This is a genomic window from Bacillus aerolatus, assembly GCF_009183655.1.
GTDB lineage: Bacteria > Bacillota > Bacilli > Bacillales > Domibacillaceae > Pseudobacillus > Pseudobacillus aerolatus.
Genome location: NZ_WEIO01000011.1, coordinates 78,993 through 92,642, shown reverse-complemented (window position 1 = coordinate 92,642; position 13,650 = coordinate 78,993). Strand labels below are relative to the sequence as shown.

Below are 13,650 nucleotides of genomic sequence, written 5' to 3'. Positions count from 1 at the left end.
ATTAGTTTTTAAACCAGCCCACTGGTTCTACTTCTAAGTTAATGTTGATTTGTTTAATTTCCTGGAATTCATCAAGTCCATATGTTCCAAGACTGCGTCCGATACCGCTTTGTTTGTAGCCGCCCCACGGCGCTTCGTTATAAGTTGGATGATAAGAATTCACCCACGTAATGCCGGCACGCAATTTTTTAATCACACGCAACGCTTTTGCCCCGTCAACCGTAAAGACCGCTCCCGCCAGTCCGTAATCTGTGTCATTGGCAAGACGAATCGCTTCCTGCTCGTCGCTGAATTTTTGAATCGCCACGACCGGGCCAAAAATTTCTTCCTGAACGATTCTCATTTCTTGTGTTACATCGGCAAATGCCGTTGGTGCAACGAAGTAACCTTTGTCCATTCCGTTTTCTTTCAAACGCTCTCCGCCAAACAGCAGATGTGCGCCTTCTTCTTTCCCGATTTCAATGTAGCCCAACACTTTTTCCATATGCTGCTGGCTGACGAGCGGACCCATTTCTGTCTCGGGATCTGTACCGTCGCCTACTTTGATTTGCTTAGCGCGCTCCGTGAATCTTTCAATAAATTTATCATAAATGCTTTCTTCTACTAATATTCTTGATCCAGCTGAACACACTTGTCCTGAGCCGCAAAAAATGCCAAATAGCGCATAGTCGACAGCTACTTCAAAGTCAGCATCAGCAAAAATGATATTCGGGGATTTCCCGCCGAGTTCAAGTGAAATCTTCTTCATATTGTCAGCTGCTGCTTTCATAATGTGCTTGCCTGTTTTTGTTCCGCCTGTAAAAGAGACCATATCGACATCTTTATGAGCGGCGACTTCGTTTCCAACAACCGGACCTGCGCCGTGTACCATATTGACTACGCCTTTAGGCAGCCCGACTTCCTCAAAAATCTCCATCAATTTCGTCGGTGTCACCGGCGTTACTTCAGACGGTTTGAAGACAATCGTATTGCCCGCTGCCAGTGCCGGTGCGAGTTTCCAGACGCTCATAAGCAGCGGGAAATTCCACGGAACGATCAATCCGCACACACCGACCGGTTCTCTAACAACCATCGCTTGCATCGGGTCTGCTACGTGATACGTTTGGCCATCCGGCTGAGTAATCATGCCTGCATAATAGCGAAAGCAAGCAGCAGCATCTCCCACATCAAAGCCTGCTTCACGAAGCGGCTTGCCGTTGTTCATTGTTTCCAGAGCCGCAAGTCCTTTTGCTTTTTCATCAATTTTATCCGCAATTTTTAACAAATAGGAAGCCCGTTCCACAGCCGGAAGATCTGACCAAACACCGCTTTCAAACGTTTCTTTAGCAGCAGCAATGGCAGCTCTTGCATCTGCAATTGTGCCTTCTGCTGTTTCAGCAATAACCTCTCCAGTAGCTGGGTTGATCACTTGGCGTGTTTTACTTTCGCTTCCGCTTGTCCATTTACCGTTAATATACATATTCAATTGAAGGGTACCAGTTTCTGTTTTTACCGCTTGTTTGTTTTCTGTCTCTAACATGCTTCTCATCCTCCTATTTTCCGTTTGCCTTATATAATGCAATTGCTGTGCCAAGTTAAAATATTTCAAATCTTCCAAAAACCCTCGACGATTAAGCTTTTATCTTGAAGAAGGAGACAACATCCCTGCTACACCTATGCATTTTTGCATAATGTATGATTTTTCGCATAAAAAAGAAGACCCAACTTTCATCGGGTCTTCTTTTAGTAGAAGGAAGGTTCACTTTCTATTTTTTTATTGCTCATGATCTTCTGGTATTTGCGGCTGACAGATGACTGACTCACTCCGAGTGCTTTTGCCGCTTTTGTCGTTGTTTTGTGCTGCTTCATAGCAAGTATAATCAGTTGCTCTTCCACATCTTCGAGCGCTTCTTGCAGCGGAACGACTCTCGTTATGATAGGCCGCGCCTTTTTAAAATCATAGCCGAGCGATAAAAACTGGCTGACGAATTCAGCGTCAATCGCCTGGTCATCCGCTGAAACGACTAGCCGTTCAATAATGTTTTGCAATTCACGCACATTCCCCGGCCACGAATAAAATTCAAGGACATTGATCGCATCAGGTGTTAAATAAAAACTTTTATCGTACTTTTCATTTAACTGCTGAAGGAAATGCAGTGCCAGCACTGAGATATCTTCTGTTCGTTCTCTTAACGGCGGAATTGGCAGCGGAATAACATTCAAACGATAAAACAAGTCTTCTCTAAACGTGCCTCGTTCTACCATTTGCTCAAGTTTTTTATTCGTGGCCGCAATAATTTGCACATCTACTTTCTCAGGTACAGTGCTTCCGACCGGAATGACCTCCTGTTCTTGCAGTACGCGCAACAGTTTGACTTGCAAATGAAGCGGCATTTCTCCTATTTCATCGAGAAAAAGAACTCCTTTATCAGCCATTTTAAAATAACCGTCTTTTCCATCTTTGTCGGCGCCGGTAAATGCACCTTTCGTATAGCCGAACAGTTCGCTTTCAAGTAAATTTTCCGGAATAGCGCCGCAATTCAATTTTAAAAACGACTGAGCTGATCGCCTGCCAAGCTGGTGAATCGCCTGGGCAATCACTTCTTTTCCAGACCCAGATTCGCCCGTAATTAGCACAGTAGAAGAAAATTCAGCGATTTTTTTCACTTGCAGCATGATTTTCTCCATTTTCGGACTGCGGTACATTAGTTTTTTCAGCGTGCGATCCTGGTTTTTAAAGCTGTCGAGCTCTTTTTTATACCGCTCGGAAATTTTCTTCATTTCCTTTAGCTCATTTTTCAGCCGCGAAGTTTCCGTAATATCCCGGGAAGCAATAATGATCCGGTCAATCTCTCCCTTTTCATTAAACACCGGGTTGCCTACAGCCAGTACTTTTCTTCCGCTTCTAGCTTCTTGTACGAGCGAAACCTTTTTCTTTTTTTCTATGACAAGCCTTGTGACAGACGGGCTGAACATCCCTTTCTCTTCCAGTTCAATGATGTTTTTCCCAAGCATGTCCTTTAAATCAATATCCCAAAACCCGCTGATGACATTTTCACTGTAACGAATGAGTTCAGCTTTATTATTGACAACGAGTATTTCATCGTAAATCGTAGACAATATCGCATTTAAATCTGTATTTAAATTTTTAATATCTTCAATTTCCATCGCCATTTCTTCAATTGTCGGCAAGTCTTGGACAACAATCAGCATGCCTTCAATTTTCTGTTCATCGTTTAAAATAGGGCAGTAATCGAGCAAGACGCCCATTTCATCAGTCAGCTGGATCTGGTTCAAAACAGTTTTTCCCGTGGCAAAAACGCTTTCAATATGTTCTTCGTGAAAAATGGATTGAGCCTGCTTGTTCATTACTTTTTCTGCTGTCGATTTAATCATCTTCAACCCGGCATCGTTGCAATTAATGATCGTCTTTTCTCTATCCACTACAAACATGCCCATTGGAATGGACGTAAGCAATGTTTTAAATAAATTAATGCTTTGGTTTTCCTGCTTAAAGAGCTCAGCCAGCAATTCTTCCCGCTTCAAATAACCGATTGGCGCGCCTCCTTCATCCGTAATAAGCGTCAACGGTTCACCGATTATTTGAAATATTACCGGCAATGAAATGAGTTTATTAACTTGATAAACTTGTTCAGTTGAAATCGATTGAGATAACAGCGTCTGGAAGGTCACTTCACCTTTATGCGCCAGACGGTTGCTTTTTAAATGAATATAGGAAACGAGCTTCCCTTGTTCACTGATGAATATATATGGTTCTTTGATTGTACTAATATCTATATGGTCTTCTTCTTTTTGGCTTTCCATAGCGATAGCAACAATTGGATTAAGCTTGTTTTCATCGATTGTGAACATTCTTCTATCCTCCCCTTCAGCCTTCTCCCTGCCATTATTTTATCAAACTTTTTAAAAAATAATAGAAAAAGAAGATGGGGCTCCATCTTCTTCATTTATACATTTATTTTAATCACACGCACTGACTACTAATTCTTCTTTCACGTAAGCGAGTACCATGCCCGGAACTACGTTATCTCCTTCTTGAACTTCAAGCGACTGGATTTCACCGCTGACGCCCATCTTTACGGAAAGCAATTCTCCCGCTTCGCTTTTAATTAAAAACAGCGGCTCCCATTCATAAATTCTTGTTTTTTCCTTTATTAAAACTTGCTGAATGACTCCGTTATACGGGCTTGTAATCATTTCTTCAAACAATGGTACTCATCTCCTTTTCTTTAGTTAAATAAGACAGCCGCTTTCATTTAAAACATTTACCCGCCCCGGGCCAAATCAGTTTTTCTTCCGCCAGCTCCTTTATTCCCTTTTGTTTCAGCCTTCTGCCAATGATTTCCCGATCATTTTTGCCTTATAGCTTGAGCGGAATGAATCTGATTTAACCTCCTCTTCCCCTGTGTTTAAAGCAGCTGCCTTGTCATTAAAGTTTTATCCAGCCGCGAAGTCCTGAAGCTTCAGCAATTTTGCGAATACCTTCAATATAAGCGGCAGTTTTCATGTTTATGCCGAACTGGTCCGCTGTATGCTGAACATTTAAAAAGCTGGCATGGATTTTTTCCTTCAGCCGCTCCTCCACTGTTTCCTTCGTCCAGTAGTAACCCTGGTTGTTCTGGCACCACTCAAAATAGGAAACGATAACGCCCCCTGAATTGGCGAGAATATCAGGAACGACTAAAATTCCACGATCGTCCAGCAGTTGAATCGCTTCTTTTGTCGTTGGGCCGTTTGCTGCTTCAATCACAATTTGACAATTTAGTTTATGGGCATTTCCTTCATCGATCACTCCGCCGATCGCTGCCGGAATAAGTACATCACATTCTTTTTCAAGCAGCTCTTCATTCGTAATAATGTTGTCAAACAGCCCGGAAACAATGCCGAATGAATCGCGGCGTCCAAGCAAATCGGGAATATCCAGGCCGTCCGTATCGTAAATGGCGCCGAGAGCATCGGCAATGCCGACTACTTTTACTCCGAGTTCATGCAAGTAGTACGCAAGGTGACCGCCTACATTCCCAAAGCCCTGCACAATCACTTTCATTCCCTCGAGCGGCATGTTCTTTAACTCACTGACAATTTGCAATGTATATAAAACACCTTTTGAAGTGGCTGTTTCCCTGCCTTCCGAACCACCGAGAACGAGCGGCTTTCCAGTAATGAAACCCGGCGAGTCAAATTCTCTTATATGGTCATATTCATCGAGCATCCAGGCCATGATTTGCGAGTTCGTATACATATCTGGTGCCGGAATGTCCTTTGTTGGTCCGACGAGCTGGCTCACCGCCCGTACATACCCGCGGCTCAGCCGCTCGAGTTCATTCGCACTCATATTTCGCGGCTCACATACGATTCCGCCTTTTGCTCCCCCGTAAGGCAGCCCGGTAATTCCACATTTTAAACTCATCCAGCCGGCCAACGCTTTTACTTCATCCGCTGTCACATCAGGATGAAAACGGATACCTCCTTTCGTTGGACCATTCGCATCATTATGCTGTGCGCGGTAGCCTCGGAAGATTTTCGTCTGCCCGTTATCCATCTGTACAGGAATATTGACCTCCAAAAATCTCATCGGTTCTTTTAAAAAGTCAAATACATCTTTGGAGTAGCCGAGAATATTTGTTGCTTCCTTTAGAATGCTGCTGAATTCTTTTTGTGGGTTTTTTCGCTCATTATTTACTTTTTGACTTTTAACCTCCGTTGCCTGTAAGTTGCTTCCCATCATAACACCTCATTTTTTATTGTTATAAATATAGAAGCAACTTTCATGCCAACTTGCCAAAAAGCTGTAAAAACTCCGGTATCATCGGGCTTTTACTATGTAACTGAAAAGAGCGTGTGCCATCTCAGACTTTTCCTATTCTTTCATGCATAGGCTACGCAAGAATGCATAATCTGGATATTTGAATGATTCGTTGCATATTGTTCTTCATTTTAAAAAGGTTGTTCACAATTTACGGCTGTTGTTCTGCGTTTTGAAGACTTTGTTCACGGCTGCTGCGTGTTGTTTACCATTTCGAAGACTTCGTTCACGCATTCCCGGCAGTTGTTCAGCATATCACTGATTTTGTTCACACCCCCCGACATCCCTTCAGCCAATCAATCAAAGAATTGGATAAAAAAGAACGCAGAGTGCGTCTGCGTTCTTTTAGAATGTAAGATTAAATTTCTGCAAAGCGTCCACGTTGGCGCAGAAGTTCACGGTTTAATTCAGGGTTCACTTCAAAAGCAGCACGACCGTGCAACCAGAATAAGTTGTTCAGCATGACGAGGTCGCCGATTGGAAGTTTTAATTCCACTACACTTTCGTCGCTTTCCATTGAATCAGAAAGTTCTTTTAAATATTTCGCTTCATCAATTGTATCTGGATAAGCGAATTGATCAATAAAGCAAATGCAAGGTTTATTGTTGTCATTAAAGAACGTAGCGCGCTGAATTTCTTGGCCGACATTTTTACTGCTTGGCGCTTTGTACGTAAATTTGTGAGTAGCGAGCGGATGAGTCGAAAATTTTTCAAGCTCTTTCCAGTCATCCAAGTGAAGCAAACGGGATTCGCCGCCTACTGCGTTTTCTTCTTTCATTTTCATCATTAACAGCCAGTCAGTCGGCTCGTCAACGAATGTTCCATCTGTGTGCATTGTGAACAAACGATATGCCTGGCGAAGATAGGAGTCACTATTATCTGTATGGCCCACTGTAAACCTCGCATAATACTTTCCAGTCATCGAGTCAAAGTTTGGCGTTCCAGCAAGGTGCGATAATGCCGTGGAGAAAATAACGTATTCATCTGTGTCGACTGTTTCGTCTTGAAGACCGATCGTATAGCCGCCTGTTTCACGGTCATGAAGAATGCCTCTCAATACATCCTGGAATCCTTCTCCAGTCAGCTGCAGCAAATAGTCGGCAACGATCCGTCTTGCATAAGGAGTGTACTCCAAGTGCTGAACTGAAATATTTTCTTCTTTTACTTTCGCTAAAAAGTCTTTAATTACTTGACGGTCGATTTCAATATGGTAGAGACGATCACTTTGTGGATGTGGCTTTACTTCGTAGCCGGCTGTTTTTTGAACGAATTTTTTCCCTTGCTTTTCTAAAGTACTCATGAATAATTCCTCCTATAATTTGCATAATGCGCTGTCTTTCCAGAAAAATAAAAAAGCCAGTTTACGCCCTTCTCGTCCAAGGGAAGTAAACTGGCTAATACTCACTTCATTGCTCCATGGAAATGGAGTCACAGTAAATATTTCAGTTAATTATTTTATTTTTCAATTCAAACAGCTTTTCTATGATATTACCCGCGTTTTTGAAAAGGCAGTTTCCAAAAGGCGAGTATCTATTTCTAAATTAATATCATTATACGATGCCGCTTTTAAATTGTCAATATATTTTGATTATTATTTCGTAATTTTTGATACTTGCTGGTAATGCAAGTGCAAATCATTCAAAGCTGCAGCCAGCGCATTGGCCGCTTTCCCTTTGTAATATTGCTGAAGCTGCTTAAGCGGTTCGTCGATCCCGTCTTTTAAGCTTACTCCCTTTAACAGCTGCCCGATGAAATTTCTTCCATGCTCGGTCGCCAATGTACAGGAGGCTTCAATGATCACACCGTATTTAACATCCACTTCTGCAGTGATCGTTAATGTATCAAATACACTTTTTGCTGCCATTCCCTGCGGCAGACGCGCATGTCCGGCGATAAACATTACTTTTGAGTTAACCACAAAAACTGCCCCTTTCCTCTCATGAACTGACTGCACTTATTAAATGCTGTTGATCAGCAATTTGATTAACTATTTCTTTGCCGATTTCAATAGAAGCTGTAGCAGCTGGCGATGGTGCGTTACAAACGTGAATACTGTTTTCTCCGGAAATAATGTGGAAGTCATCAACGAAGCCGCCGTCCGTTTTTACCGCCTGAGCGCGCACCCCTGCCGGGCCTGGAACCAAATCTTCCGCCTGAACTTCCGGAATTAATTCTTGAAGACTCGCTACAAATTTCGCCTTACTTATCGAACGGGCCATTTCTTCCAATCCTTCACCCATGAATTTGCTTGCAAGCTTCCAAAAGCCTGGATAGCCCATTACTTCCGCAAAATCTTTTAAATTAAAGTCAGATATTTTGTATCCTTCCCGCTTAAAACTAAGTACTGCGTTCGGCCCTGCATCCACTTCGCCGCCGATCATCCGCGTAAAATGAACACCAAGGAATGGAAATTTAGGGTTTGGCACGGGATAAATTAAGTTTTTCACTAAGTGCCTTTTTTCAGGTATCAACTTATAATACTCTCCGCGAAATGGAATAATTTTCACGTCTGTTTTATAGCCCGCAAGCTTTGTCACCCGATCACTGTGAAGTCCAGCACAATTGATCAAAAACCTTGTTTTAAAGGTGCCTTTGTTTGTTTCAATTGTGATTTCATCATTTAGCTCTGAAATATTCTCCACTTTTGTGCCGAGACGAATGTCACAGCCTTGACCGCGGACAATTTCCCCAAACTTTTCCGTCACTTGCTTGTAGTTGACGATGCCGGCTGCCGCTACTTTAACGGCTGCTTTTCCGTTAACGTGCGGTTCAATTTCCTTTAATTCTTCTTTGCCAATCTTTGTCACATCTAGCTCATTTTCAAGGCCGCGCTTGTAAAGATTATCTAAAAGCGGCAGTTCCTCATCTTTTGTTGCGACAATAACTTTCCCGCAAATGTCATGCTCAATATCATATCTTTGGCAAAACTCAGTCATCGATTTACTGCCTTGGCGAGCGAACCGGGCTTTGTAGCTTCCCGGCTTATAGTAAATCCCTGAATGGATGACTCCACTGTTATGTCCTGTTTGATGGGCAGCCAGCTGATCTTCTTTTTCAAGCAAAAGAACTTTTGCGTTTGGATAGCGTTCATATAGCGCTTTTGCGGTAGACAATCCGACGATACCCCCGCCGACAATACTAAAATCATACATTGTATTTCCCCCTCTATTCTTTTTCATTTTTTCTATTCTTGATAACTTTGTTTTTCCAGCTCAGCCATATAAGAAATTAAATTGTTTTTCGTTCGCAAAATGTGGTACTCAACAGCTGCTCTTAATTCAGCAGGATCGTTCCTGGTAGCTGCTTCATAAATAAACCGATGCTCCCGCTGTGTCTCTGAGTAATAGTCAGCGAGTAAACTTGGAGCAATCGGTGATATCCCGAGGTTTTCGACCGCCTTTGTCACTCTTGTCCAGGGGCAGCCTTTTCGCAGCAGCTTATGAAAGTTTTCATTTAAAGCAATGTAATAATCATTTGTTTCATCTGTCAGCTGTAGTGATTCCATCTTTTCTACCGTTTCTTTCAATTCTCGCTTATCTTCTTCTGTTAAAAACGGGAGAGACTTTTCTACAGCAAGACCTTCCAAATAAGACCTTAAGTGATAAATTTCTTCAATATCTTCTTTCGTTATAGGAGTGACGATTGCTCCTTTATGAGGAACAATTTTCACTAATCCTTCCGACTGCAGCTGAGCCAGCGCTTCTCTAATCGGCATCCGGCTTACATTCAGCATATTCGCCCAGTCTTCCTGGATCAGTCTTTCTCCTTTTTTAAAGGTGCCGTTTAAAATGGCCTGCCGCAAATTTTTCGTAACATAACTGACGACAGTTGTTTTATCTTTCGAAGGCTGAAAATTCATTGACGAACACTCCGGTAAAAAATGATTTCAATATTTATTGGATATTGGATACAAAAAATCTATCACACAAAACGCTGAATTGCAAGAATATTTTTAAAATCCTTTCAATCAAGGTGTTTAACCATGATTTCATTATCGCAATCTCCAATACATTGGATACAATTTTATTTTTTCTTTTCTAACAGGCTGGCTACTTTTTGCTCTATTTTTCTTTCTTGAATAGCAAACGCCATTGGATATTTTTTACATTTTCCGCAGCTGGATGTTTTTTTGCACATCGTTTTTTTCCTCCTCTATTTTTTTATGATTGGAAAGTGAAACGAAAAAAAGCCAGCAATATCTATCCATAGGGAAAGATACTACTGGCTTAACCTGCGCGCCTGTCTCCTTTTCTTGAGACTAAAGCAGATTTGACAGTTTCTACATATGTCACAGCAGAATGGCCATTTCACTTGATCATAAAGAGGAAGTCTTTAAGGAAGTGACTTTCCATGCCCGCTTACTAGTTAATACTACTATCTTACGGATTATTAACTATTCTGTCAATTGTTTTTTATGAATTGGACGAGACAGCTGCAGCCGTACTCACAGAAACAGCCGCTATCATCGCTGTTTGCTGTGCTTGGCTTACATAATCGCTTCGATTGAAACAGCAAGACTTGCGGATACAACTTCACTGTTGGCTGTTTTTTCCCGTACAATCATTTGGCCCGCGATTAACAGCTCCATATCTTTACATCATTTAAATATTTTTTCCTGATTGAATGCTTCTGTTAATAAAAGGACGTCCTCCATTTCCCCTTCTTGATCCACATCCCGCTGAGCTAGGAGAACAGCTAGCGTTTTAGATAAAAGACTCCGTTACACAAACACCCTTTCTTTATCACTTTAAAGCACCGGGGGTCAGACCCCCTGCAAAAGACCTAGCCAATTCTGCGCCGGACATGGTGCGCCGGCCGCCGCCTTGTATGAAGCGGGGATTGCCGCCGCCTTTTCCTTCGATGAGCGGAAAGGTAGCTGCGGCCGTTTTTTTCAAATCAACATTCGTGTCGTTTCCGCCAGCGGCTGTGATTTGAAGTTTGTTTTCGCTTTCTGATACGAAGATCACAATAGCGTTGCGTTCTTTCTCCACAGTAATCCTGGCCAGTTTTTGCAGGGCTTGTATCGGGCGGTCTTTAAACACTTGCACGAGAAGCTTCTGCCCTTCTTTATTTTCAGATTCTCGCAGAAGTGCCGCAGCTTCGCATTCCAGCAATTGCCCTTGCGCTTCATCCAGCGCCGATTGCAGCGCTTTTTTTTCTTCCAGCAACTGTCTCGCAGCTTCCGCTATTTTTCCCTGCGGGCTATTCAATAGACGGGAAAGTTCCTTGATCACCGTCTGCTTTTCACCTAGCTGCTTTAATACCCGGCTGCCGCATACAAATTCCAGCCGGACTTGTTTGCGCTGACGCTCCCAATTCAACAGTTTCACTGCCATCACTTCACCTGTAACGCGCGGATGAGTTCCTCCGCAGCCATTGTAGTCAAACTCAGGAATAATGACGAGTCGGACGTTGCCTGTCACAGCCAGCTGTTTTCTCAGCGGATAACGGGAAGCTTCTTCTAAAGTAACCCACTTCACTTCAATTGGACGATTTTCCAATATGATTTGATTGGCTTTTTCCTCAGCTTGTTTGAGGATCTCTTCCGTTAAAGTTTCCGCAGCCAAATCAATGGTCACTGTTTCTTCACCTAAATGAAAGCTCGTTGTTTGAATGTCGAATAATTCTTCAAATGCGGCGGATAAAATATGCTGGCCTGCGTGCTGCTGCATATAGTCGTAACGGCGCGGCCAATTGATCTCCCCGCTTACTTCGCCATCCGTCGTCTCAAGCCCTCTTTCAAGGTAATGCCGAATTTCACCATCCACAGTTTGCACATCCATGACACGCACTCCGTTTAATGTTCCTGTATCAGACGGCTGACCGCCCCCTTCCGGATAAAACGCGGTTCCGCTCAGCACAGCGAATATTCGACTCTCCTCATCTACCCCTTGCTTCACAATATTTGCCGTAAATGACTTTGTATAAGCATCCTCATAAAATAATTTCTCCGTCACCATCACCACTCCTTTTGCCTAAAGACATTCTTTCATTCAGCTTGTTTCGTTATGTTTAATATAACAAAATCCGCACAAAAAAAGCCATTTGTCACCCAAACCTGACAAATAGCTTACTTTAGTGCTTTAAAGAAATGGGGGTCAGTCCCCCGCCGCTTTAAAGCGGCAAAGGGCTGACCCCCGTCTCATGTTAAAGTTAGTTAACGCCTTTCATCATTCCGTGAATTCTTGTTGATACGAGGTAAAGAATTAGGCCGAGAATAATGGAAATACCACCGATGACACCGAAGTAAATAATTTCTGTTTCCGGTTTATAGAAGCGGACGATTTGAGCGTTGATCGCCTGTGCGGATGCATTCGATAGGAACCACAAGCTCATCGTTTGCGCTGAGAAGGCCGATGGTGCCAATTTCGTTGTCGCTGACAAACCAACAGGAGATAGGCATAGTTCGCCTAACACAACAAGGAAGAAGCTGAGCACAAGCCACATCGGATTAACGAGTGATTCTGTACCATTCACGTAAGCAGGCACGATCATTACAATGAATGACAATCCGGCAAACAGCAGCCCAAGTGAAAATTTCTTCGGTGTGGATGGCTGGCGGTTGCCAAGTTTCACCCACAGCCAGGCAAACACAGGTGCAAGCATAACAATAAACAACGGGTTCAACGACTGGAACCACGAAGATTGCAGTTCTATTCCCGCAAAGCTCAATTGTGTACGCTCATCGGCATATCTTGCTAAAATGATGGAACCTTGTTCTTGAATCGCCCAAAACATCATCGCCGCAATAAACAGCGGGATATAGGCAAGTAACCGGGACTGTTCCACTTCTGATGTTTTTGGACTGCGGTACATGACGAAGAAATAAACAGCCGGAATAATAATTCCAAAAATACTGACCATGAAAATAAACCGTTCGATTGTGAGCAGTCCAGTCGTAATTCCGACAGCTCCCAAAATAACAATCACTACAGCCCCAATACCAAGGCGGCTGAATACTTTTTTCTTTTCTTCTCCAGTCAGCGGGTTAGGAACATAAGTCCCAGCTAAACCAAGATTTTTCTTTTTCGTAACAACAAATACAACAAGACCGAGAAACATTCCAATAGCTGCCAGGCTGAAGCCGAGATGGAAGTTGTACTGCTGGCCAATCGTCCCGATAATTAGAGGAGCAAGCAACCCTCCTGCGTTGATTCCCATATAAAAAATACTAAAACCTGAATCGCGGCGCGGATCCTCATCGGAATACATATCACCAACAACACTCGATACATTCGGCTTTAACAGGCCGGTACCGATGACGATGAACCCCATAGAAACAAATAAAGCCGTCACACCCGCGGGCAAAGCGAGAATAATATGACCGAGCATAATGAGCACGCCGCCGTAAAACACAGTTCTTGATGTACCGAGCAGGCGGTCAGCAAGCCAGCCTCCGATAATCCCTGACATGTAAACGAGCGAACCGTAAATGGCCATAATGGAAGCGGCCGTTCCCTGATCCAGCCCCAAACCGCCTTTAGACACTTCATAATACATATAAAAGAGCAGGATCGCTCTCATTCCATAATATGAAAAACGCTCCCAAAACTCTGTGAAAAACAGCGTGAATAATCCTTTAGGGTGCCCAAAAAAACCAGTTTGCGGAACACTTTGGACAATTTTCTTCTTATAGTTACTGTCCAACTGAAGCTCTCCTTCCTTTTTTCTGTCCTTTATTATTTGCAGTATTATCAAAAAATTTAACAAGGCAGAAGTTATTCGAGAAAAATGAAACCACTCTATCATAATTTGACTGAACTTTCTTGTCAATCAAACAATACTATTTCAAAATAGTTATAATTTTTTATTTACTTTAACATTTCAGAACAGATGTGCAAGCT

The 13,650-nt window shown here is 42.8% G+C and carries 10 protein-coding genes; all 10 read right to left on the bottom strand.

Features of this window, described 5'->3' with window-relative positions:
- Window position 1: 1 nt before the first annotated feature.
- The gene (locus F9802_RS16415) at window positions 2-1,459 is read right to left on the bottom strand and encodes an aldehyde dehydrogenase family protein (RefSeq protein WP_152154036.1); all 1,458 of its coding nucleotides are present in this window, start codon (window positions 1,457-1,459) and stop codon (window positions 2-4) included.
- 263 nt (window positions 1,460-1,722) lie between these two features.
- Window positions 1,723-3,852 (bottom strand): sigma 54-interacting transcriptional regulator, encoded by a 2,130-nt coding sequence (locus tag F9802_RS16410; protein ID WP_152153889.1) that lies wholly within the window; start codon window positions 3,850-3,852, stop codon window positions 1,723-1,725.
- Between the two features lie 108 nt (window positions 3,853-3,960).
- The gene (locus tag F9802_RS16405) at window positions 3,961-4,209 is read right to left on the bottom strand and encodes a hypothetical protein (RefSeq protein ID WP_152153888.1); all 249 of its coding nucleotides are present in this window, start codon (window positions 4,207-4,209) and stop codon (window positions 3,961-3,963) included.
- Window positions 4,210-4,429: 220 nt separating this feature from the next.
- Window positions 4,430-5,725 (bottom strand): Glu/Leu/Phe/Val family dehydrogenase, encoded by a 1,296-nt coding sequence (locus tag F9802_RS16400; RefSeq protein WP_152153887.1) that lies wholly within the window; start codon window positions 5,723-5,725, stop codon window positions 4,430-4,432.
- 439 nt (window positions 5,726-6,164) lie between these two features.
- Window positions 6,165-7,106 carry a glutarate dioxygenase GlaH gene (gene glaH / locus F9802_RS16395; RefSeq protein ID WP_152153886.1) on the bottom strand — a complete coding sequence of 314 codons (942 nt, stop codon included), beginning with the start codon at window positions 7,104-7,106 and terminating at the stop codon, window positions 6,165-6,167.
- Window positions 7,107-7,397: 291 nt separating this feature from the next.
- Complete coding sequence (locus F9802_RS16390) at window positions 7,398-7,706, bottom strand: DUF3870 domain-containing protein (RefSeq protein ID WP_152154034.1); 309 nt, start codon at window positions 7,704-7,706, stop codon at window positions 7,398-7,400.
- A 37-nt stretch (window positions 7,707-7,743) separates the two neighbouring features.
- Entirely contained in the window at window positions 7,744-8,958 is a 1,215-nt protein-coding gene (gene lhgO, locus F9802_RS16385) for an L-2-hydroxyglutarate oxidase (protein ID WP_152153885.1), read from the bottom strand.
- A gap of 32 nt (window positions 8,959-8,990) precedes the next feature.
- Window positions 8,991-9,665 (bottom strand): GntR family transcriptional regulator, encoded by a 675-nt coding sequence (locus F9802_RS16380; protein WP_152153883.1) that lies wholly within the window; start codon window positions 9,663-9,665, stop codon window positions 8,991-8,993.
- Between the two features lie 883 nt (window positions 9,666-10,548).
- Window positions 10,549-11,766 carry an alanyl-tRNA editing protein gene (locus tag F9802_RS16375; protein ID WP_152153880.1) on the bottom strand — a complete coding sequence of 406 codons (1,218 nt, stop codon included), beginning with the start codon at window positions 11,764-11,766 and terminating at the stop codon, window positions 10,549-10,551.
- Window positions 11,767-11,959: 193 nt separating this feature from the next.
- Window positions 11,960-13,453 (bottom strand): peptide MFS transporter, encoded by a 1,494-nt coding sequence (locus F9802_RS16370; protein WP_191992023.1) that lies wholly within the window; start codon window positions 13,451-13,453, stop codon window positions 11,960-11,962.
- Between the last annotated feature and the right edge of the window lie 197 nt (window positions 13,454-13,650).

Excerpts from the sequence above, each read along its gene's own strand:
- F9802_RS16380 (WP_152153883.1), bottom strand. The coding sequence starts at position 9,665 with ATGAATTTTCAGCCTTCGAAAGATAAAACAACTGTCGTCAGTTATGTT.
- F9802_RS16410 (WP_152153889.1), bottom strand. The coding sequence starts at position 3,852 with ATGTTCACAATCGATGAAAACAAGCTTAATCCAATTGTTGCTATCGCT.
- F9802_RS16390 (WP_152154034.1), bottom strand. The coding sequence starts at position 7,706 with ATGTTTATCGCCGGACATGCGCGTCTGCCGCAGGGAATGGCAGCAAAA.
- F9802_RS16400 (WP_152153887.1), bottom strand. The coding sequence starts at position 5,725 with ATGGGAAGCAACTTACAGGCAACGGAGGTTAAAAGTCAAAAAGTAAAT.
- F9802_RS16375 (WP_152153880.1), bottom strand. The coding sequence starts at position 11,766 with ATGGTGACGGAGAAATTATTTTATGAGGATGCTTATACAAAGTCATTT.
- lhgO (WP_152153885.1), bottom strand. The coding sequence starts at position 8,958 with ATGTATGATTTTAGTATTGTCGGCGGGGGTATCGTCGGATTGTCTACC.
- glaH (WP_152153886.1), bottom strand. The coding sequence starts at position 7,106 with ATGAGTACTTTAGAAAAGCAAGGGAAAAAATTCGTTCAAAAAACAGCC.
- F9802_RS16415 (WP_152154036.1), bottom strand. The coding sequence starts at position 1,459 with ATGTATATTAACGGTAAATGGACAAGCGGAAGCGAAAGTAAAACACGC.